This is a genomic window from Vibrio gazogenes, assembly GCF_002196515.1.
GTDB lineage: Bacteria > Pseudomonadota > Gammaproteobacteria > Enterobacterales > Vibrionaceae > Vibrio > Vibrio gazogenes_A.
Genome location: NZ_CP018835.1, coordinates 3,184,727 through 3,205,914, shown reverse-complemented (window position 1 = coordinate 3,205,914; position 21,188 = coordinate 3,184,727). Strand labels below are relative to the sequence as shown.

At 46.6% G+C, this 21,188-nt stretch carries 19 protein-coding genes and 1 tRNA gene; 6 read left to right on the top strand and 14 right to left on the bottom strand.

Going from position 1 to position 21,188, the window contains the following annotated elements; translation table 11 throughout:
• Nucleotides 1–49 precede the first annotated feature (49 nt).
• From BSQ33_RS14630 to BSQ33_RS14610, 5 genes are all read right to left on the bottom strand, one after another.
• Nucleotides 50–415, bottom strand: coding sequence for a cupin domain-containing protein (locus BSQ33_RS14630; RefSeq protein WP_088134400.1), 366 nt, complete (start codon nt 413–415; stop codon nt 50–52).
• A 38-nt stretch (nt 416–453) separates the two neighbouring features.
• Nucleotides 454–1,080: a LysE family translocator gene (locus BSQ33_RS14625; protein WP_021020050.1), complete on the bottom strand. Its 627-nt coding sequence runs from the start codon at nt 1,078–1,080 to the stop codon at nt 454–456.
• 117 nt (nt 1,081–1,197) lie between these two features.
• Entirely contained in the window at nt 1,198–1,419 is a 222-nt protein-coding gene (locus BSQ33_RS14620) for a VF530 family DNA-binding protein (RefSeq protein ID WP_021020049.1), read from the bottom strand.
• A 221-nt stretch (nt 1,420–1,640) separates the two neighbouring features.
• Nucleotides 1,641–3,872 (bottom strand): penicillin-binding protein 1C, encoded by a 2,232-nt coding sequence (gene pbpC / locus BSQ33_RS14615; protein ID WP_198298113.1) that lies wholly within the window; start codon nt 3,870–3,872, stop codon nt 1,641–1,643.
• Between the two features lie 62 nt (nt 3,873–3,934).
• On the bottom strand, nt 3,935–8,830 hold the full coding sequence (locus BSQ33_RS14610) for an alpha-2-macroglobulin family protein (RefSeq protein ID WP_198298112.1): 4,896 nt from the start codon (nt 8,828–8,830) through the stop codon (nt 3,935–3,937).
• 510 nt (nt 8,831–9,340) lie between these two features.
• On the opposite strand from BSQ33_RS14610, the gene BSQ33_RS14605 reads away from it, so the two are divergent.
• Both BSQ33_RS14605 and BSQ33_RS14600 read left to right on the top strand, forming a co-directional pair.
• The gene (locus tag BSQ33_RS14605; protein WP_021020046.1) at nt 9,341–10,321 is read left to right on the top strand and encodes an SLAC1 anion channel family protein; all 981 of its coding nucleotides are present in this window, start codon (nt 9,341–9,343) and stop codon (nt 10,319–10,321) included.
• 32 nt (nt 10,322–10,353) lie between these two features.
• Nucleotides 10,354–10,695, top strand: a complete 342-nt coding sequence (locus BSQ33_RS14600) for a carboxymuconolactone decarboxylase family protein (protein WP_088134397.1) — start codon at nt 10,354–10,356, stop codon at nt 10,693–10,695.
• A 186-nt stretch (nt 10,696–10,881) separates the two neighbouring features.
• Here BSQ33_RS14600 and BSQ33_RS14595 read toward each other — a convergent pair whose 3' ends face one another.
• The 4 genes from BSQ33_RS14595 to BSQ33_RS14580 all read right to left on the bottom strand — a co-directional run bounded on the left by BSQ33_RS14595 (nt 10,882) and on the right by BSQ33_RS14580 (nt 12,375).
• On the bottom strand, nt 10,882–11,163 hold the full coding sequence (locus tag BSQ33_RS14595) for a putative quinol monooxygenase (protein ID WP_021020044.1): 282 nt from the start codon (nt 11,161–11,163) through the stop codon (nt 10,882–10,884).
• Nucleotides 11,164–11,174: 11 nt separating this feature from the next.
• Nucleotides 11,175–11,543, bottom strand: a complete 369-nt coding sequence (locus BSQ33_RS14590) for a VOC family protein (protein WP_088134396.1) — start codon at nt 11,541–11,543, stop codon at nt 11,175–11,177.
• Nucleotides 11,544–11,623: 80 nt separating this feature from the next.
• The gene (locus tag BSQ33_RS14585; RefSeq protein ID WP_027694150.1) at nt 11,624–12,091 is read right to left on the bottom strand and encodes a GNAT family N-acetyltransferase; all 468 of its coding nucleotides are present in this window, start codon (nt 12,089–12,091) and stop codon (nt 11,624–11,626) included.
• Between the two features lie 207 nt (nt 12,092–12,298).
• A tRNA-Arg gene (locus BSQ33_RS14580) sits at nt 12,299–12,375 on the bottom strand.
• A gap of 213 nt (nt 12,376–12,588) precedes the next feature.
• On the opposite strand from BSQ33_RS14580, the gene folD reads away from it, so the two are divergent.
• Nucleotides 12,589–13,449: a bifunctional methylenetetrahydrofolate dehydrogenase/methenyltetrahydrofolate cyclohydrolase FolD gene (gene folD / locus BSQ33_RS14575; protein ID WP_021020040.1), complete on the top strand. Its 861-nt coding sequence runs from the start codon at nt 12,589–12,591 to the stop codon at nt 13,447–13,449.
• Nucleotides 13,450–13,571: 122 nt separating this feature from the next.
• Here folD and BSQ33_RS14570 read toward each other — a convergent pair whose 3' ends face one another.
• Both BSQ33_RS14570 and BSQ33_RS14565 read right to left on the bottom strand, forming a co-directional pair.
• Nucleotides 13,572–14,564 carry a lytic murein transglycosylase gene (locus tag BSQ33_RS14570; protein WP_088134395.1) on the bottom strand — a complete coding sequence of 331 codons (993 nt, stop codon included), beginning with the start codon at nt 14,562–14,564 and terminating at the stop codon, nt 13,572–13,574.
• Between the two features lie 30 nt (nt 14,565–14,594).
• On the bottom strand, nt 14,595–14,879 hold the full coding sequence (locus tag BSQ33_RS14565; RefSeq protein WP_088134394.1) for a YcgL domain-containing protein: 285 nt from the start codon (nt 14,877–14,879) through the stop codon (nt 14,595–14,597).
• Nucleotides 14,880–15,080: 201 nt separating this feature from the next.
• Here BSQ33_RS14565 and minC point away from each other — a divergent pair, with 201 nt between their 5' ends.
• Genes minC through minE form a run of 3 tightly spaced genes read left to right on the top strand, consistent with a single transcriptional unit; the run spans nt 15,081 to nt 16,868 of the window.
• A complete protein-coding gene (minC, locus tag BSQ33_RS14560) occupies nt 15,081–15,743 on the top strand; it encodes a septum site-determining protein MinC (RefSeq protein ID WP_021020037.1) in 663 nt (220 codons plus the stop codon).
• Between the two features lie 42 nt (nt 15,744–15,785).
• A complete protein-coding gene (gene minD / locus BSQ33_RS14555; protein WP_021020036.1) occupies nt 15,786–16,598 on the top strand; it encodes a septum site-determining protein MinD in 813 nt (270 codons plus the stop codon).
• Between the two features lie 6 nt (nt 16,599–16,604).
• Nucleotides 16,605–16,868, top strand: a complete 264-nt coding sequence (minE, locus tag BSQ33_RS14550; protein WP_021020035.1) for a cell division topological specificity factor MinE — start codon at nt 16,605–16,607, stop codon at nt 16,866–16,868.
• A gap of 134 nt (nt 16,869–17,002) precedes the next feature.
• On the opposite strand, the gene rnd is transcribed toward minE, so the two are convergent.
• The 3 genes from rnd to BSQ33_RS14535 form a co-directional block, all read right to left on the bottom strand.
• Entirely contained in the window at nt 17,003–18,127 is a 1,125-nt protein-coding gene (gene rnd, locus BSQ33_RS14545; RefSeq protein WP_157721405.1) for a ribonuclease D, read from the bottom strand.
• A 388-nt stretch (nt 18,128–18,515) separates the two neighbouring features.
• Nucleotides 18,516–20,207 (bottom strand): long-chain-fatty-acid--CoA ligase FadD, encoded by a 1,692-nt coding sequence (gene fadD, locus BSQ33_RS14540; protein ID WP_088134392.1) that lies wholly within the window; start codon nt 20,205–20,207, stop codon nt 18,516–18,518.
• Nucleotides 20,208–20,304: 97 nt separating this feature from the next.
• Nucleotides 20,305–21,183, bottom strand: coding sequence for an alpha/beta fold hydrolase (locus tag BSQ33_RS14535; RefSeq protein ID WP_021020032.1), 879 nt, complete (start codon nt 21,181–21,183; stop codon nt 20,305–20,307).
• Nucleotides 21,184–21,188: the final 5 nt, after the last annotated feature.

Genomic DNA, 21,188 nt, shown 5'->3' with positions numbered 1-21,188 from the left:
AACCCAGTCAACAGGTAGCGCCCAACATCATTGACTTGCTCGCATACAATTACACCCAGACATCATTCTCAGCCGTCAACTCACTCTCTGAATCACCGGTATTCACGACGCCTTTAGGCTCAACAATCATGATCTTGCATTCACTTGCTGCAACAGGCCGATGCTCAACACCTTTCGGAATAACAAACATTTCTCCTGGATTTAAGGTCACGACACCCTCCCGGAATTCGATATTCAGGATACCGTCCAATACGATAAAGACTTCATCGGTATCCGGGTGATCATGCCAAACAAACTCACCTTCAACCTTGACTAACTTAAATTGATAATCGTTCATTTCCGCCACAACACGCGGAGACCAGTGTTCAGAAAATTTCGAGAATTTATCTTTAAAATTGATCGCACTAAAATTCATTTTGACTCCATTGTTTCGTTCTGCTTATCCGCCCAACTTTACTGTTTACTAAATACGATTTTTCCTGCCAAACCAATCAGCAAAGCGCCGGAAAATCCCTCAATGATCCGTGAATAACGGTTGGCTTTGGCACTTTTCAGTAACCAACTACCGACAAACGCATAAATCATATTGCACAATGTCGCCAATCCACTAAAACACAATCCCAAGATGAATAATTGCATATTGGCTGAGTTTGCAGAGGTATCAATAAACTGCGGCAGAAAAGACAAGAAAAACAACGCCACTTTCGGATTGAGTACACTGACAATGATACCTTGCTTAAAGACGTTCCCGTGAGCCTGAACATGTGATGCTGCAGTGAATACCGAACCGCCCCGCCACATCGCTCTGAGAGAGCAAAATCCCAAATACAGCAGATAGATAGCCCCCAGCCACTTAATGATGCTGAATGCCAGTGCCGAACTCATGATAATGGCTGACAAACCGAAAACCGCAGCGAACGTATGCACAAAATAGCCAACACCTAAACCCAGTGCCGCTTTCATTCCCCCAACCATTTTACCTTTCATGGTGTTGGACACGATATAAATGACATCCGGTCCCGGTATTAAATTGATTGATAAACATGCAACTACGAATAGTAAGATTGTATGTAATTCCATTAACTGACGCCTCCGTTTGTTAAAAACTCATTTCATGTTTAGGGGTTGTTGATCTTTCATGGTTGAATTTTGTTCAGATGAACCCTCTGGGCAGCATTTATCGCTCAGGACGTTTTCTTATTGGCAAAAGGTCTCGACATACAAAGCTTCAACCTTTTCTCTTGCCCACTGCGTTCTACGCAAAAATTTCAATGACGACTTGATTGATGGGTTATTGTAGAAACAGTTAATTTGAATTTTTGCATCTAATCCTTCCCAACCATAGTGCGCTTGTAAACGTACGAGGATCTTTTCTAAAGTCAGACCGTGCAACGGATTATTGGGTTGCTCTTGATTCATATCGGATGTATTCCTGAGGCTCACGCATTGAAGCATGAATTGGTTCATATGCTATTAATTTACTGTTTTTCGTTCCAAAAGTATGATTTTTTTCATACTTGATTAAAAAATATCGAGTCATCTCCCACACGATGCCAGTCATATATGTATGACTGAAATGTCTGTCATCACAAGCTTTGTCGGTTGGTTATCGTGAAACCGCATCGAGTAAAGCATGCTTTTCACTCAGATGAGTAGCGCAGCACCGAAAACTCAACTTGGTCTCTTGAGCCTGCCTGATCAATTAACGTGAGTTGATAATGACCAGTTTTCAAGTCTTTCAATGTGATCTTGCTTTGCTGATTCGATAATAAAACACCGTTTAAAAGCCAGTAATAAGGGGCTTCACCACCCTCAGCGGAGATTGTGATCTCTTGGCTTTGCTGTTGTGGTAACTGGAACGCATCCTGATTCGCGAGCCCATGGATATGCACGGCAGATTGGCGAATAATGTTGCCTGTCAACTGGCATCTCGGGTCCCAGCTTGGAATGCGGGCAGCTCTGCGTTGTTCGGGCTTGAGCCAATGATCTAACGGTGCAGGCCAAACCGTCACCTTGTGACGCTGTGCCTTGATCTGACAGCGAATATTAACACGCAACTTGGAGTCAGTCGCTTGCCAGAAATTAAATTCGGATTGATCGAATGGTTGTTGCCGCTCAACGATATTGTACCAAGTCTTCGGGATCGTGCCGTCAACAATATAAGCGTGATGGCGCTCCTCACAGCCTGATTTAACCATGTTCCCCTGAGGCCAACAGATATCGACTTGAGAGACGCTGTCAGGCATCAAAGGAATTGGGCGTTGGTCATTGAGGCGTTGATAAATTGTGTTGATTAACGGTACAGCGGTGACTTGCCCGTAATGGCCGGGCATCGGCACGCCATCGGGTCTGCCAATCCATACCCCGATAGTGTAATGCTGGCTAACCCCGATGGCCCAAGCATCCCGGAAGCCATAGCTGGTGCCGGTCTTTACCGCCAGACCTGCCACTGCATTCGGCTTATCTAACAGTATTTTTCGGATCACCCAAGCAGCGCCGTCACTTAAAAGGGGTTGCTGTGTGGGTTTGTCTGTCGTGCTAAAGCGCAGATGCTGCGCTTGTCCTTGATTTCCCAGACTGGTGTATGCAGAGACTAAATCTTCTAAATCTGCCCCCACCCCACCGAGCGCAATGGCTAGGTTAGGCTTTGCCCCCTTCGGTAGTTCTAATGCTATGCCTGCTTTTTTCATCTTTAAGAAAAAATAAATCGGCTTTAACTGCTCCAACACCTGAACTGCTGGAACATTCAGGCTTTGTTGTAAGGCATGTGATACGGATACGGGGCCGCTGAATCCACCGTTGAAATTGTCGGGTTGATAATCTCCAAATTTGAGGGGCACATCCATTAATAAGCTTTCACTGTGTATCAAGCCTGCATCCAACGCCATGCCATAAACAAAAGGTTTGAGGGTTGAGCCCGGGGAGCGAGTGGCTTGCACCATATCCACATAAGCAAAACGGCTGCGGTCATTGAAGTCGGCTGATCCAGCGTAGACTTTGACCTGACCCGTCTCATTTTCGACCACCAAAGCCGCTGCGGAAACGTTCTGTCCGATGCCATGAACATAATTTCTGAGCAGGTTACTGACCTGACTCTGCCACTGCGCATGAATAAAGGTTTGAATCTGAGGCGCTTGGCTGTGTGTGACGAGCCTGCGGGCGAGTAACGGCGCAGATTGATAGCTCGCTTTGGTGGTGTTCGTAATGCCTTCGATTAACGCATCGTCTAACCTTTCTTGCGACCATGCATGCTGCGTGACCAAACGATGCATTAATTTGTCCCGCGCTTGTCGGGCACGTACGGGATGTCTGTCCGGCCGGTAATCACTGGGAGCTTGTGGCAAAACGGCCAACAAAGCGGCTTGGGCGTCCGTCAACTGCTTCACCGAATGACCAAAATAACCTAAAGAGGCCGCTTGAACCCCTTCATAAGTACCACCAAAAGGGGCATGATTCAGATAATAAGTGAGGATGTCGGCTTTACTAAAATGCCACTCTAATTGCAGCGCGCGGATGATTTCCTTGAACTTTCCCCATACCGTCCTGGGCTCAGGATAGCGGATACGAGCCACTTGCATGGTTAGCGTTGAACCACCGGACACAATTTGTCCTGTGCTTATCCATTGCCATGCGGCACGCATGAGCGCAAAGACATTGATACCCGGATGGTCGTAAAAATATTGGTCTTCGTAGGTGATCAGCGCGGTGAGATAATTGGGGGAGACGTCATCTAATGTCACAGAAAAGCGCCAGACGCCGTTCTCATCGGCAAAGTTCCGTAAAACAGAACCATCCTCAGCGAGAACCGTTTGACTCAGAGAGCGAGACGCTAAATCGACCGGTACGATCCAGTCGTATAATAAGAAAGACAAGAAGAATAATATCCCGGTTATAGGCAAAGCAGCCCATAACCGGGGTTGTTGATTCAAGATAGTCATTCGCGAGGCTGTATTTGCAGCGTCTTGAGCGACGAACCGACAGCACGATAATGAGGACGATACATATCTTCGACAAACGGCGGTGCAACTTGGTAAGTCCCCGGTGTCACCGCTCGCGCCAGATAATACAGTTTCTTCACGGCACGATGATTCAGGCTGACAGAGGCCACAAAGCGATCATCCCGATACTCCTGATGCTGAACGTGATTTTCACGGAAGTAGCTACCCAGTGGTTTCTCGTCAATCATAATGCTATCCAAATCGACACTGGCATTGCTTAGGTTTTGGTTTTCTAACACCAAACCGGCTGGCAAAAGGTCAACCACTAAAGCATCCGGAATACGGATGTCATCATCAACGGTCGCAAGACTTAATTCCACAATAACCAAGTCGCCACTGGTGAGCGTCGTTGGTATGGTTGGCTGTCCTGCGAGGTCGTAATACTGTCGGCGAATGCTTACCCCTTCACTATACGGTTGCGGGATGTCGCTTGGTGCCCCTTGATATTGCAGGCTGGCATACAACTTCTGGTCGTGAGCAATGATCCCTTTGAGCTGACGCAACTTGTCGGCATCAAACACCGCATTGAATGCCTGTGTTTTTACCAGCGACTGTTCACTCGATGATAACTGGATAGTGGCATCCCAACGACTGGTTTTGTTCGCATATTGGCGAGCGACTTTTAACAGGGCAATCCGCTCTTGGGTACTGAACCAACGCTTGTTGTGCAGGCTATTGATCATTTGATCTGCGAGTGTACCGTCATCTAGCCCGATTTCCAGAGCGACAGCAAGACTTAACGCCTGATCGCGCACAACAGAGCCATAATCCCGGTAATACGCATTCGGTTTACGCTCAATTTTGAGGGTCAGTTCAAGTGCCTTTTGGGCTCTGGCGGTGTCATTTAACTGCTGCAATGCGCCCGCTAAGTGCATCCAGGCAAGACCAGACTGATCGAGCCTGATTGGTTTGGAATCCCCCTCACCTTCGTAATTGGTCATCGCCTGACTGTAGAGCCGACGCACAAAACCTAAGCTAATGGCATCGGCTTTTGCTAAGACAAAGGCAGCGTAAGCGCGATAAGAGAATTGATAGTAGTCCGGGCTTTCGCTCCACATCTCGCTTTTAGGGTTATTGTTAACAAAGAAGGTCAACCGTTTGATCGCGCGCTTCAACATATCGTCATCAATGACAATCCCTTGTTTCCGTGCATCGATTAACAACTCCGTCGCGTAAACCGTTCCCCAGCGAGACTCCCAGCTACTGGCATCCCAATAGCCAAAACCACCCTGACTGAGTTGTTTCGCCTTGAGCTTTTCAATCCCTTTCTGGATTTGTTCTTGACGGAACGCTTCGCTAAACGGCTGCTGAAACTGTTGTTCAATACTGCTATTCAAATCAAACTTCTTGACCATCGCTTCATCGAGTAACAACCAAGGATAAGTTGAGCTGGTCGTTTGCTCTAAACAACCATAGGGGTATTGCAATAGGTTGTTGAATTGGCTTGTGAAATTGATCGCGGGACGATTAGAAATCGTCAGCATGGCTTGAACACTGCTGTCTCGCAATTCACTGAGATCAACATCCGGCTGCCACTGTGCACCGGGTTCAATCGTTGCCCGTAATTGATGGGTTGCCCAAGGATAAGGGCTCCGGACACCCAGTCGCCATGTGCGTGTGATATTGATGTCATCACCATTGCTGGCATTCAGTTGAATGACGCCTTGCCCTTCAATATCTGCACCTGTAACAGGAATCGTGAGGACCGTTTTTTCTTTATCGGCAAGCGCTAACGTCTGCTGTAACCCCTCACTCGTGACAGCCCCCGAGACTTCCACACTGACCTCAAGTGTTTGGTCGGTATCGGAGAGATTATGCAGGTCAATATTCACTTGGCTGTTATCGCCCATGGCAAGGAAGCGAGGCATGGCAATTTGAGAGACCAGCTTGTCCGCAACAATCATTTCTTGGTGGGCACTTCCGTAGCTGTGGTCGCCATAGACCACAACCATCCATTCCAACTTGCCGTTAAAACTTGGTAATTCAAAGCTAACATCGGCTTCGCCATTCACCACGGTGACAGGCTCACTCAGAAACGACACAATTTGCACATCGGATTTCGGTTTTTTGCCGCCCCGACTGAGTGCTGCATCCGACTCATCAAACGCATCCCCCCCAAATTTCTGGCGGATCATGTCATACCCTAGGTTATTGATGATCTTGCCGTATATATCGAAATATTCTGACTCGAATCGGCGCGGTGCATAGAAGTACTGCTCAGGTCGAGGAGGTTGATAATGTGTAATATTCAACACGCCTTTATCAACAAGCGCGACGGTTGCATACAGCTGTTGATCACCGAGTTTGGATAAATTCGTGACATTTATATGCGCATTAACTGCTTTGTTGGGTTGCGTTTTATCCTTTGTGGTCAGTTCAACGGTTGCAATGGCATCCGGACGGATTATCGATAAATGCGTGATGCCCAATGCACGTTTCGGTGCAACTTCCGTCACTTGGTCGGCAGGCGTTAATACCATTGCCGTGATATACAAATCGTGTCGGTTCCAATCCCTTTGAATATCAATACTGACTTCATTGTCGCCTTTATGGATCTGTTGATGCAGGCTGTATTGCACGCCATGGGTCGATTCCACATTGATAATGCCATCGCCTGTGATGGGACTCGTCAAACGAAGTTTCGCGCTATCGCCCGGCTCATAGTGATCTTTATCTAAGGCCATTTGCAACATATCAGGTTTTATGTTGCTGCTGTTTTGGTTGCCCCAACTCCACTCGGTCTCAAACTCAAACGTCGTCTTGGCACCCGAGGCAGAGGTGACTTCTAAAATATAAGTCCCCCATTGCACAGGAAAATCGACCGTGACTGAATCCCCCTTCACGTCAACCTTTTCGCTGCCGACAGCATAAATATGGCTTTTATAATTCCAGTACCAGCCGCGGGACTCGTTATACTCCCAGAAGTACTCTCGATACTTGCGAGACATGCGAACATTGAGTTGGTCGGAAACGGGCTTTCCTTGTTGATTGACACTTAACAGCTCAAATTGCACCGTCCCATCGGATGCAGGCCGGCCTTTAAATAACGGATGAACCCCAACCAGTTTGTCGTAGTCCGGCAACTGGATAACCTGTTGATTGCGGGTCACCGGACGGCCACCACTTTCATAAACACTGGCACTGACAAGGTATTGCAATGGCACGGAAATATTAGACCAATTCGCAGGCACTGAGATGGCACCTTTCCCCGTCTGGTCCAACTGAATTGCCGGCGTTTTTAACGTTCGACGGCTGATTTTTTCTTTGGCATACCCAAAGTAAAAATCCTTGAGTGCCGGAAATGGTGACGTGGCAGGCGAAACCATAATCACAGCATCGGCATGATTGCCTGCCGCAGGCGCACCGTAGAGATAATCCGCTTGTATCGGTACCTCAAAACTGCCGCTGACGGGCGCATAGTGCGTTTGATTCGGCACTCCATCGTAAAAGGAAAGCGTCAGCGTTTCCGGCAAAAAGTCTTCGACTTGGAACCAATACGTATTGACATAGTCATCGTTAATGCTGACCTCAAGACGCCACTTCCCTGTGGGGGCATTGTCATCTAACTGGAAACCAGTTTGATAGAGATTGGTGCTTTCAGGTTGCCAGGTGAACTGTTTCTTACGTTCTCCACGAGCATCATAAAGCTTGGCTGTGAGTGGCAATCCGGCAACTTTTTGACCATCAAAATCGCGAAGAAGTAGATTGATCGAGACGGCTTCACCGGGGCGATACAAATCACGAGGCCCGTACATAAACATCTGATATTGACGATGCAGGCTCGGCACATTGGGATAGGCAGAGAGATCCAACGCACCTTGGTCTAATTTAAGAAAGGAAATACTGTTACCATGACGCGCAACCACCACTTTGGGCAAGTCATTGGTTGCCAACTGATAGCTGCCGTCAAGGGCCGTCTTGCCAGTTTGGTCATGTGCGGCTTGTTTCTTGGTTTTGGGCCACAAAAAACGTAAATCAACATTGCCCATCGGCTTTGCAGTCGCAATGGAATGGCTGTAAACCACTAAAGAATCTTGGTACTTTCTGACATGCAGCCCGATGTCAGTAATCGTAAAAACTGCCGTGTCATAGGCATAGTCATAGTCACCTGCTTTGCGGATGACCGCGACATAAATCCCGGGAGAATTTTTGTCTAAAACCGGGTCTAAATTTAAGTTGTAGGTCTTACGCTGATTGGGTTTTGCATCATTGTCATAGCGCGCTGTGTGGACTAAATCGGCGTATTTTTTTAATCGCTGGAGCCGGTAGTAATTATTCATGCCTTGGAAGGACGTTTCGTGAATAAAGCGGTCTAAAGCATCATCTCGAACACGAAAGACATCTAAGTCTACCGATTTCTGATTAATCACAGTCACCGGTATACCGTTTTGAATATTGCCAACCAAGAAGCTGCCTTTGTCTGAGAAATTGGCTCCGGGGACAATTTTTCGGGTTTTGACGGTCCGCTCAAACGGATGCTCCTGACCTTCGCTGTCTTTTTCAGAGAGGGTGACGCCACCAACCGATTGAAGCTGAGGATCCACTTTGATTGTGTACTCAGTGCTGGGTTCAACAAATGGAAGCACCCATTGGCGGCCATTATTTTGCGGGATCCAGATATTACCGGTCGTAGGATTTGGCGTTATAGCAACTGATTTGCTCAAGTCCGTTCGCGGATCGACCGGGCTGGTAAAACGAATCACTAAGGCCGGTGCGTCATCTTGGGTGGTTTCGCTGATATCAGAGACATAAAAATCGGCAGCCTGAAGCGTGCCGGAAAGCAGTAATAAGCTCATCCAGATAAGGTGAAATCTTAATAGAGAAGACCACACAGTAAGCATTCCTTTTACGCAGGTTTAGGCTACCGATAGTATAAGAGGCATCTATATTTATCAATTTTTTAAGATGAAGTTGTTATGTGTCATTTTGTTTAAGCATCCATGATTTTTTATCGTATCAATTCTCTTCAAGAGCGCCCCCTGTAAAGACGCCCAAAGTGATTCACCTTGGGCGTTTCTTGTGGCAAATGTCGTAATGATAAACCGAGTATTCAAGCGCCATATGCGGCATTGGAAAGGGGTTTCATCTCATCCAGTGGTGAACGAGAAATCACTTGCCCATAGGCTCGTAAAAATCACTTGTCGTATTAGGAATATAGTTTGGCATATTGACCACTTAAAACGTCATTCAGACAGGAGTATATTAGATTTATCTAATAATCATACCGAACACATCATCGGTGACTCACGATAAAGCGTGTGAACTCGTGTCATGGATAGACCTTCATGACAATCTGAGGTTGGTGCGATGTTACGACAACCTGATAAATGAAAAGGCTTGATATGAAAGACTTATCCATAAACCAACCATCCTCTGCGAAGAAAGAAAGCCGATTAATACATTTCCCGATTTCAATGTTCTCTATCGTGATGGGGCTTAGCGGGTTTTCAATCGCATGGCAAAAGGCGCTGGGGATGTCCTTTCCTGTGGTGACAACATTGAGTAGTGCTTTAGCAAGTCTTGTCATGATAATTGTAAGCAGCTTTTATTTGATGAAACTCATTCATTTTCCCAATGCGGTCATTGCAGAAACGAAACACCCGATCAAGATTAATTTCTTTGCTGCTTTCTCAATCAGCCTATTACTTCTTTCCGTCGTCTGGCACCGGTTTGAATCCCTTTCCTGTGTTTTATGGGGGATTGGAGCCATCGTTCAGTTATCGCTAACTTTATTGATTATGCATAGCTGGATACACCACGATCACTACCGATTAGAGCACGCTAACCCGAGTTGGTTTATCCCGGTCGTCGGAAACATCATTGCTCCAATTACCGGTGCGAATCTGGGCTTTATTGAGATAAGCTGGTTCTTTTTCGGTGTCGGTATTGTGTTTTGGATGGTGCTATTCACCATCATTACCAACCGTTTGATTTTCCATGAAATGTTACCAGCACGTTTTAAACCGATGCTGTTCATATTGTTAGCGCCCCCATCTCTTGGGTTTGTCTCCTATAGTGCGCTAGTACCAGAATTGACTGCTTTTTCCAGAATACTCATCTCTGTTGCACTATTCACCGCTATTTTGCTCGTACTCAATCTCAATCAATTTCGAAAAAGCGGGTTTTATCTTTCGTCATGGGCGTTTTCATTCCCGGTAGCTGCCTTTAACGTCGCCCTATTTAGATATGCAGAATTAACCCAGTCATCAACCTGCTTCTACATTGGTATTGCACTAATCGGATGTTTGACACTGCTCATTCTGTGGCTTTCGTTTAATACACTCAAAGCAATCAAAGCCGGAGAAATATGCAAGCCAGAGTAAATAAAATTCAAATATATCAGTGAGGTAAAATTATGAATAAAAATTATACAGCCATTAACCAACAACAACGCAAATTGGGTTCCGCTTTTCGAAAAGAAAGCCCTGATACGCTTAACGCTTTCTTAAACCTTCACAAAGCTGCCTTTGCGCCCGGTGCAATGGAAACCAAGTACAAAGAACTGATTGCTGTTGCGATTGCGATCAATGTTCGCTGTGACGGCTGTATTGGTTCCCACGTTGAAGCCGCGGTGAAAGCCGGCGCCAACAGAGAAGAGCTTGTTGAGACCATTAATGTCGCTATTTTGATGGGAGGTGGCCCTGCCGTTATTTATGGAACACAAGCCCTCGCTGCTGTGGACGAATTTTGCCAATAAAAATTGGCCCAGCTGTCAATAAATCTAACATGATTCGCCCCAGCAGGTTTTGTGGTGGTCAATCAGCCCCAGACACCTTGCTTTCATACGAAAACGCCCAAAGTGATCCACCTTGGGCGTTTCTTCTGGCACATTGAAGGATGATAAACCGAGTTTTAAAGCGTCATATGCAGAATTGGAAAGGGGTTACCTCTCTTCAATAATTTCATAGTGACGTTCAACATTGGCGGTTACTTTCCCCCAATGAGACGCTTTGACTCTTTTTTGGTGATACTCAAAAGCGGCTTTATCGGTAAATTCCTCGTAAACATCGAAACGAAGCGGGTTTTCTAAATTTGCGGTGACACTGAATGTCATACACCCCGGCTCTTCGAGTGTCAGGCGTTGATGATTGACCAACTCAATTTTTACGATCTCAAGTGCAGACTCAGGCACTAAGATGAAACCTTTTAAGATAATTTTGGACATAATTTCCCTGATTACGCATACACGCTCACCTCAATCAAATTTAAATCCGGGTCGACAAAGTAAACGGATTGAATCGCTCCACTCGCCCCTGACTTTTCTACCGGACCTTCAATAATGTCAATACCTTCACCGGCTAAGTGATTGACAACATCACCCAGAGGCCAGTCAGAGATTAAACACAAATCACCGGAACCGACCTGCGCTGCGTTTCTCGTTTCTTGGCCTAAGATTTGAAAGTTGATCTTTTGACAGCCAAATTTAACGGCCTTACGCCCATTGGCAAAAGTGACTTCTTCCATGTGTAACACACGTTTATAGAACGCAACCGACCGTTCAATATCCGAAACTGTCAAAACGATATGATCAATATGACTAATCACAATATATCTCCTGTCTTCCTTGTGTTCAGCGAACACGTTTAGGGAGTACCATTCGGCAGCCGAGGGAGCTCTCGCACGGGTCAGTCGAGATGACGACACATGATATGCGATTGATCTTGAAAGCCGAGTTGCTGATAAAACTTCTGCGCAGATTGATTAAAGGCCATGACCTCCAGCCTGATTTGCGCGGCACCTTGTGATTTTGCCCACTGTGCACAAGCGTCCATCAATTGTGTGCCGATCCCGCAAGCACGATGCGCTTCATCAACGACGAGGGTTCCAATCCGACAGATTGGGCAACTCACGATAAATGGCACGGTATCATTGACCGTGATGGTTGCGGTCAGAAAGCCGACAACCAGACTATCTGACTCCGCCAGCAAAAAAAGCGTTGCTTCATCATTTAACAGACTCAGCCAGAATGGTTTATCCGCGGCTGAAGGCTGTTTAAATGCAGACGGTGCATTTTCAAAGTGTAGCTGCCCAATTTGCTTACTTAAAACCAACAACGCATCTAAGTCTGTTATTTCTGCGGTTCGAATCGTCATCATTTCCTTTGATCTCATTGTGTTCAGTAAACATTATGTTCAGTAAAAATTTACTGGCAGCATCTACATCACTGATGTTGAACACTGAATACACTTCGAACTACATTACCCTGTGTACAAACTTGTTTTCAACTATTCGACCAAAGAAAATCAACCAAAGAAAAAGGCCCCGACGATACAAGTATCATCGGGGCCTTCTCAAATAACTGGCGCGCCCTGCAGGATTCGAACCTGCGACCACATGCTTAGAAGGCACGTGCTCTATCCGACTGAGCTAAGGGCGCGTTACGGAGGGGAATTATACGAGTTCATCGGCGTAAATCAATGAGTTTCTCTAATTGAATGTTTTAAATGCCTAAAAAATTACCAGCTTGGGAAAAGGCGCAGAAAACATACCAGAAGCAAACGTTTGCTTATAGATGTTCTGCGAAATATCTGCGACAATGCGCGCAAAAATTTTTGCTATTCTTTTGTTTCGCGACTCATGAAGGTAAGCCATGACTGCTCAAAATATTGATGGAACCCTAATTTCCAAAACCGTTCGTGCTGAAGTTGCTGCACGGGTGAAAGCAAGAACCGATGCCGGACTTCGGGCACCGGGACTTGCCGTGGTTCTTGTCGGGGAAGATCCTGCTTCCCATGTCTATGTCGGGAGTAAACGTCGGGCTTGTGAAGAAGTCGGCTTTATTTCAAAATCGTTCGATTTACCAGCCAATACCACCCAACAAGCACTACTTGAGTTAGTTGACCAGCTCAATGCCGATCCAAGTATTGATGGCATTTTGGTGCAGCTTCCCCTTCCTGCCGGTCTGGATGCAACGCAGGTTCTGGAAAGAATTCTGCCGGATAAAGATGTCGATGGTTTCCACCCTTATAATGTCGGCCGTCTGGCACAACGGATTCCGACACTCCGTTCATGTACGCCTAAAGGGATCATGACCCTGCTTGAGCGCTATAACATTGACCCACGCGGCAAACATGCAGTTGTCGTCGGTGCATCCAATATTGTCGGTCGCCCAATGACCCTCGAATTACTCTTGGCAGGTTGTACAACCACGACATGCCACCGCTTTACCAAAGATTTAGAGCAATTCGTGCGTCAGGCAGAGATTCTGGTCGTCGCTGTTGGGAAACCCCATTTTATTCCCGGTGAGTGGATCAAAAAAGGTGCAGTGGTGATTGATGTAGGTATCAATCGTATGGATGACGGCAAATTGGTCGGCGATGTCGAGTATCAAGTTGCCAAAGAAAAAGCCAGCTATATCACACCAGTTCCCGGTGGTGTGGGGCCGATGACCGTCGCAACACTGATCGAAAATACCATGCTCGCTTGTGAACAGTTCCATACTGATGCTTAAGGATAAAACGCGCCGCTATTATCATGAAGGTAATTGATGATTTACAGCGCGTATCACAGATATAAACAAGGCTCCGTAAAGGAGCCTTTTTAATGCGAACCGCTGTATTACTGCTCATCCGGCTAGTTCATAATGATACGGTCTGCAAGGTGGCTGACTGCAAGCGCAAAATAATACGAGTGGTTCCACTTCATCAAGACGTTATAGTTGTTATACACCAGATAGACACGCCCCTGTTCATCATCAGGTGCGATCAGCCAGGCTTCAATATCCTGTTTCAGCTTCGGCAGCGGGCTACCATCATAACGAGTCACCCCCAGCTCACTCCACTGATGAAGCATTTTACCCTGACCTTTCCCCCGCCCACTCAGACGCATATCGAATCCACGCGGTAAATGAACCTGACGGCCCCAAATCATGTGTTCATTCCAGCCGGACTGACTCAGATAATTCGCAGTTGATGCAAATACATCCGCTTTTGTCCCCCAGATATCTTTTTTCCCATCGCCGTTACCATCGGCAGCAAAAGCAAGGAAAGAACTCGGCATAAACTGACACTGCCCCATCGCACCGGCCCATGAGCCTTTCATCGCTTGCGGGGTGATATGGCGCTGTTCCAGGATGTTCAGCGCGGCCATCATTTCATTCCGGAAAAATTGTTCACGACGCCCATCATAGGCCAGTGTTGCCAAGGCATCGACAACGTTGTATCCACCGGTGAGTGAACCAAAGTTACTCTCTACCCCCCACAATGCAACGATATAACGGGGTTGTACACCATACTGTTTGCCGATTTTTACCAGCTCATCATAGTGTTCCTGATAGAGTTTTTTTGCCTTCGCAACTTTCCAGTCCGGCACCGCGCGAGGAATGTATTCGTCTAAGGTGAGCTTTTTCTCCGGTTGATTCTTATCTGCAACAATCGCTCGGGGACGATAGGTGACGTTTGCAAAAGCAGCTTGAATTGTTGCTTGGCTAATCCCTGCTTGCTGCGCTTGTTGTTTGAGGCCTTCGACATACTGCTCGAAACGCTTAGCATTATCGACACGCTCTGCATTGGCATAGAGGGGACAACTCAGAATCAATCCCAATCCAACTGACCATAATTTTTTCATTTTATCTCCTCTCATCCTGATAAGTATTCGCTACTGCTGTTCCTGTTGAGCGGCTTTCCTTGCTTTATAGCTTTCTAATAAATTTTCCGGTGGTGGCGGTAATTGTAAGAAAAACCCATCATCTTTGAGCGCGACCTGCACTTTTTCAATATCAACGCTTGCCAGCGTCTTACCTGCCAGACTCATCGTCATCACTAAAACCGGTCGTCCGAACATCTGGAGCAGTGCTTCCGGAACTAGTGAGAAATCGTCTTTTTTCTCAACGTATAAGTAGGTGCCTTCTTTTTTAGGACTTTTATAAATAGAACAAAGCATTAGCGTGCCTTTTGTATATTTCCTGACCAGCATGTCAAGACTTACGATCCCAACACATAAAGTTAACCTAGTTTTGAGGTTAAAAGCGTCAATTAAAAGTAAGATATCTTGCTGAGTTTGAGCTGTGACTATAACATGACAGCCCTACTTTCAGGCAATGCCCTTTCTACAGTGTTTTATGAGTTGAGGCCCAAATTACCTATGTCAATCACACCTGATCTTAAAGGTAGTAGTTTTACACTCTCCGTGTTACATATTGCAGACAGTGAAGTTTCAAAGTCCGTCGAGTTTTTGAAAGAAAAAGTCACTCAGGCGCCGGCATTTTTCACCGCTGCCCCCATTGTGCTCAACATTGCCCAAGTTGAAGGTGAACTTGATTTTCACCAGTTGAAGCTCGGAATTCATGAGACAGGCATGGTGCCTGTCGGTGTCACCGGTGCCCGGGATAAACGCACACAAAATCTTGCATCCGAAGCGGGTTTAGCCGTACTTACCGCCAGTAAGTCACCGAGTCAGGCACCTGCAACCATCACACCGACGAAAACCATCACCACGCCGATTCGTTCCGGTCAACAGGTCTACGCGAAAAATTCTGACTTAGTCATTCTCAATCATGTGAGCGCAGGTGCCGAAGTGATTGCCGATGGTTCAATTCATATTTACGGTAGCTTACGCGGCAGAGCCATTGCGGGTGCCAGTGGACAACAGCAAGCAAAAATATTCTGTCACGATTTACAGGCTGAATTAATTTCTATCGCAGGTAATTATTGGCTCAGTGATCAAATTTCGAGTGAACACTGGCAGAAAAAAGCGATGCTCAGTTATCATGACGGCACGCTCCACATTGAGCCAATCACTATTTAAATCCTACTCAAAGGAAACTTAAGTTAAATTTAAGGGAAACAAATGGCACGCATTATTGTTGTTACATCAGGTAAAGGCGGTGTTGGGAAAACGACATCGAGTGCAGCAATTGCCTCAGGTTTGGCAATCAAAGGTATGAAAACCGCAGTCATCGATTTCGACATCGGCTTACGCAACCTAGACCTCATTATGGGGTGCGAGCGCCGGGTGGTATATGACTTCGTGAATGTCATTCAGGGCGAAGCAACGCTCAATCAGGCGCTGATCAAAGATAAACGCTCCGACAATCTCTTTATTTTGCCTGCCTCTCAAACCCGGGATAAAGAAGCCCTGACCCATGATGGTGTCAAACGTGTGTTTGATGAATTAGACACGATGGGTTTTGATTTTATCATCTGTGATTCTCCGGCAGGGATAGAACAAGGCGCGCTCATGGCACTTTACTTCGCCGATGAAGCGATTATCACCACCAATCCGGAAGTCTCGTCCGTACGCGACTCTGACCGTATTCTTGGTATTCTCGATTCGAAATCACTTCGCGCCGAGCAAGGTCTTGAACCGATCAAACAACACCTCTTGCTCACCCGCTACAATCCGACTCGCGTCACTCAGGGAGAGATGCTGAGCGTGGAAGATGTTGAAGAGATTCTGCACATTAAATTGCTGGGTGTGATACCTGAAAGTCAGGCAGTGCTCAATGCGTCCAATAAAGGGGTACCGGTGATTTTTGATGATCAGTCAGATGCAGGCCAGGCTTATCATGATGCAGTCGAACGCCTGACAGGCAGTGAGCTGGAATTCCGTTTTCTGTCCGAGCAGAAGAAAGGCATTTTTCAACGATTATTTGGAGGTTAAGAACGTATGTCATTACTGGAGTTTTTCCGCCCGAAGAAACAAACCTCCGCGAGTCTTGCGAAAGAGCGTTTGCAGATTATCGTTGCCGAGCGACGGAGCCAGAATGATCCGGCCCCGAATTATCTGCCGCAGTTGAAAGAAGATATTCTGAAAGTGATCGCCAAATATGTTGCCATCGAGCCAGACATGGTTGAACTCACTTTCGAGCACAAAGGCGATGATCTGTCCGTGCTGGAATTGAATGTCAAATTACCGGAAGAAGAAAAGTAATCGCTGTTCTCTCGCCCGCTATATAACCGGTGTCAGTTCCGGTTATATAGCGACTTCACGGATACATGTAGCGGATGAGTACCGCTATTGTCCATTTGCCTGAACGCGTGATGAGTTACCCGATGCTTATCGGGTTACGCAGACGGCACCATTTCATATAAGAGTTCACCCAGCGCTTCTTTACGCCATCCTTGCATCAGATCCGGAGCATATTGCGGATCGGACGCCATCTTCCATACCCAGCCCAGTAACTGATTCAACTGTTTCCGGGATGCAAGAAATTCCGGTGATAAACCCAGCTTTTCAGACTGCACGTTGACTTGATCTTTGAGTCGTTTAAACAGCTGTTTGTATCCGGGGTAGTCTGAAACAGGAATAATGCGCGCTGGATAATCAGATTCGCTGACCGCCTGCCCTTCCTTCACCAGTTGACTAATTTTTGCACCGTGGCGTTTCACTGAGCGAGGATCAACCCCTTCGGCTTCCATGCGCTTGAAATTGACTAATTCCAACCGGGCTATGGTCAATAAATCCTGCTCTTTGATAACAAAATTCAGTGCCAGATTACGCTTTAAGGCTTCTTCGTAGCGCCAGGTCGCCAAAGGTTTTAAGATCGCCAGTTGTTTCGGTGACAGTTGCCATGCCCCTTTGATATCGAGATAAGCGTCTGCCGGCTGATAGCTTCGGGTCCGCTTTTCCACCTGTAGCCGGGATTCTTCCAACGCTGCATCCCACCAACCTCTCTGTTGAACTTTTTCCAACAATTGCTGATAAACCGGCATCAGATAAAAAACATCCGCAGCAGCATAGTCTAGTTGTTTCTGACTCAACGGCCTTGCCATCCAGTCCGTCCGGGATTCACTTTTATCGAGCTCAACCGCTGTGAAATCGGCAACCAACGCGGCAAAGCCTGTCGACAAGCCATACCCCATAAATGCTGCCAGAATCTGAGTATCCACAAACGGTGCCGGTGCGCACTCAAATTGATGGTAGAACACTTCTAAATCTTCACCGGCGGCATGAAGCACTTTAAGCACCTGTGGGGCTTTCAACAGATTGACGAAGGGAGTCATATCTGTAATGGTTGTCGGGTCAATCAATGCAACGGATTCTCCGTCATAAAGCTGGATCAATCCCAGTTGGGCATGAAATGTCCGGGTCCGGACAAATTCCGTATCCAACATCACAACGGGACACTGCAATGCTTTGCGGCACACCGCTTCAAGCTCATCTGAGCTGGTAATCATTTGATAGTCCAAAATTACTCACTTTTATCATTCATTGTCAGGTACCCGACCATCCTTTGACAGTCAGTGACCGGAAACAAGCAAAAATGCCGACATCAATGTCGGCATTTCCCCGTACGTTTCAATCATAGCTGACTAGGGGCTGTTGACCTTTCGTGATGGTTTTTGCAGCAATTTGTCGCTCATTTAGTCAAGGCAGGTCATGTGAAGTGTAGCGATCTACATGAACCATGACCTAACGCTGGATAAATGAGCGACAAATGCTGCCCAGAGGGTTCATCTGAACGTGTCTTGCTCTTTGTTACGGGTCATTTGCTTAGGATACTAAGCGGCATGCCCCGCGCCGCGATCAATACCCGTTCAGATTGAACAAAATTCAACCACGAAAGATCAACAGCCCCTAGGTTTGTTCCATGCTAAACGTCACCTGATTTTCATCTTTCAATGCCCGGCGCAATATTTTACCGACATTGGTTTTCGGTAGATCTTCCCGGAATTCTATCAGTTTGGGGATCTTATATCCGGTCAGATATTGACGACAGTGAGCAATGATTTCTTCTTTTGTCAGCGATGTATCTTTCTTCACGACAAACAATTTCACCACTTCACCACTGACATCATGTGGCTGCCCGACGGCTGCGGCTTCCAGCACTTTATCATGCATGGAAACCACATCTTCAATTTCATTCGGATAGACATTAAAACCGGAGACCAGAATCATATCTTTTTTCCGATCAACAATATATAACATACCTTGTTCATCCATCCGAACAATATCACCGGTCGATAACCAACCATCGTCAGTCAGCACTTCTCTGGTTGCATCTTCCCGTTGCCAGTATCCACGCATTACCTGCGGCCCACGAACCTGTAGTTCACCGGTCTGATCAAACGCAACGATTTGACCATTCTCATCAACAATCCGCACATCCGTCGATGGTACCGGCAGACCAATTGCGCCACTGTAATCACTCAAATCATAAGGGTTACCAGCCACCAAAGGCGAACATTCGGTTAAACCATATCCTTCAAGCAAATGTAAGCCCGTTACTTTTTTCCACTCATTGGCAACCGCCCGTTGGACGGCCGTTCCGCCACCAACAGACAAATGTAACTGTGAAAAATCCATCTGACGGAACGAGTCATTATGAACCAAAGCATTAAACAGCGTATTCACGCCGGTAATTGCCGTGACAGGGTAGCGTCGTAACTCTTTCACAAATCCCGGAATATCTCTCGGGTTGGTAATCAGTAGGTTTTGTCCGCCCAGCTCAACAAATAGCAAACAGTTCACACTCAGCGCAAACACATGGTACAAAGGCAAAGCCGTCACCACCAACTCTCGCCCTTCGGTCAAAACCGGCCCATAAGCGGCTTTCGCCTGTAACACATTGGCAACCATGTTCCGATGAGAAAGGATCGCGCCTTTGGCTATCCCTGTTGTCCCACCGGTGTACTGTAAAAACGCGGTATCATCACCGTCAATCATAGGCTTGACGTACTGCATATGACGACCACGTTTCAATGCAGTGCGCATCGAAACCGCATCGGGCAAATGGTAATGCGGGACCATTTTTTTGATATATTTGACGACAAAATCGACCACAGTGCCTTTCGCCCGCGGTAACATCTGTCCCAGACTGGTCAAAATGACATGCTTCACCGCTGTCCGTTTCACGATTTTCTGCAAGGTTCCGGCAAAGTTAGAGACGATCACAATCGTGGTGACCCCTGCATCATTGAGCTGGTGTTCCAGCTCTCGGGGGGTATACAGCGGATTGACATTGACCGCTACCAAACCAGCCCGCAACACACCAAATAGCGCCACCGGATATTGCAGTAGATTTGGCATCATCAGAGCGACGCGATCACCTTTTTGCAGTTGTAGCTCGTTTTGTAAATAAGCGGCAAAAGCGCGACTACGCTCTTCCAGCTTACGGAAGGTCATAACCGTTCCCATATTGACAAAAGCAGGCTGATCAGCGTATTTCGCGACCGACTGTTCAAACATCTCAACCAGAGATGAATAAACTTCCGGATTAATTGTTTCAGGCACATCATCTGGATAACGTGCAAGCCATGGATGCTCCACAGGGATACTCCTCGTGCTGGCAGGTCAGCGCCCTGCCTTATTATATATGTTAATTGTTTGTTAATTTACTAAGGTTTTTTAAAGTATATACTCTAATTCAAGAAAATGGTGTTTCATTGATTTTCATAACAAACTGTGAGATTAGCTGACCAATGTGATCAGGATGCTCTAAGTGACAATGATGACCACCCTCTACATGCTGAATCTCAATTTGCGCTGGTAACGACTCTGGGGAATATGATTTTAAAGATGGATAACCTTTGTTCGCTAAAACGACTTGCATGGGAGATCGAATTGCAGCCAGAATCGCTTCCGCATGCGCATTCGACATTCGGTATAACGACGGAGCCGATAATTTCGGATCCGCACGCCACACCCACTGCCCGTCTTGTACTTCGAGACCTCGCGCCACAATCGGCTCAATGAGCGCTTTTGGTAATTCCGAATGTGCTGCCCGCACTTGTAGAGCCACATCATAATGGTCATAGGCTCTGCGAAATTTGTGTCGAATGCGGGTGCGACTTTTTACGCCATCGCGTAACCGCCGCACACTCAGTTCTGTTCGTTCGGTCAAAGGTCCGAGACTCTCAATCAAAAAAAGTCCATCGACATATTCAGGAAAGGCGGCACTATAGCAACTCGCAATCATTCCACCAAGTGAATGACCAACTAAAATCTTTTTTTTCGTCGGCAATTTCATTAAAAATTGATGAATGTCATCGATATAGTCATGAAATACATAAAAGTTGTCAGCCGACTTGTGGCTTGACAGACCGTGTCCCGGTAAATCAATCGCACATAGATGAATCTGGGGGGACATCTGATGCATGAGAAAGTCCATCACGGACATGAAGCTGCCGGCGTTATCCAGCCAGCCATGCAGGAAAACGACGGAACATGTTGCTGTTTGACGATTGTCAGTTTCAATCGCAGCAATGTTCCGTTCGAAGATAGAATAAGCGTTTTGTACGAGCATAGAAA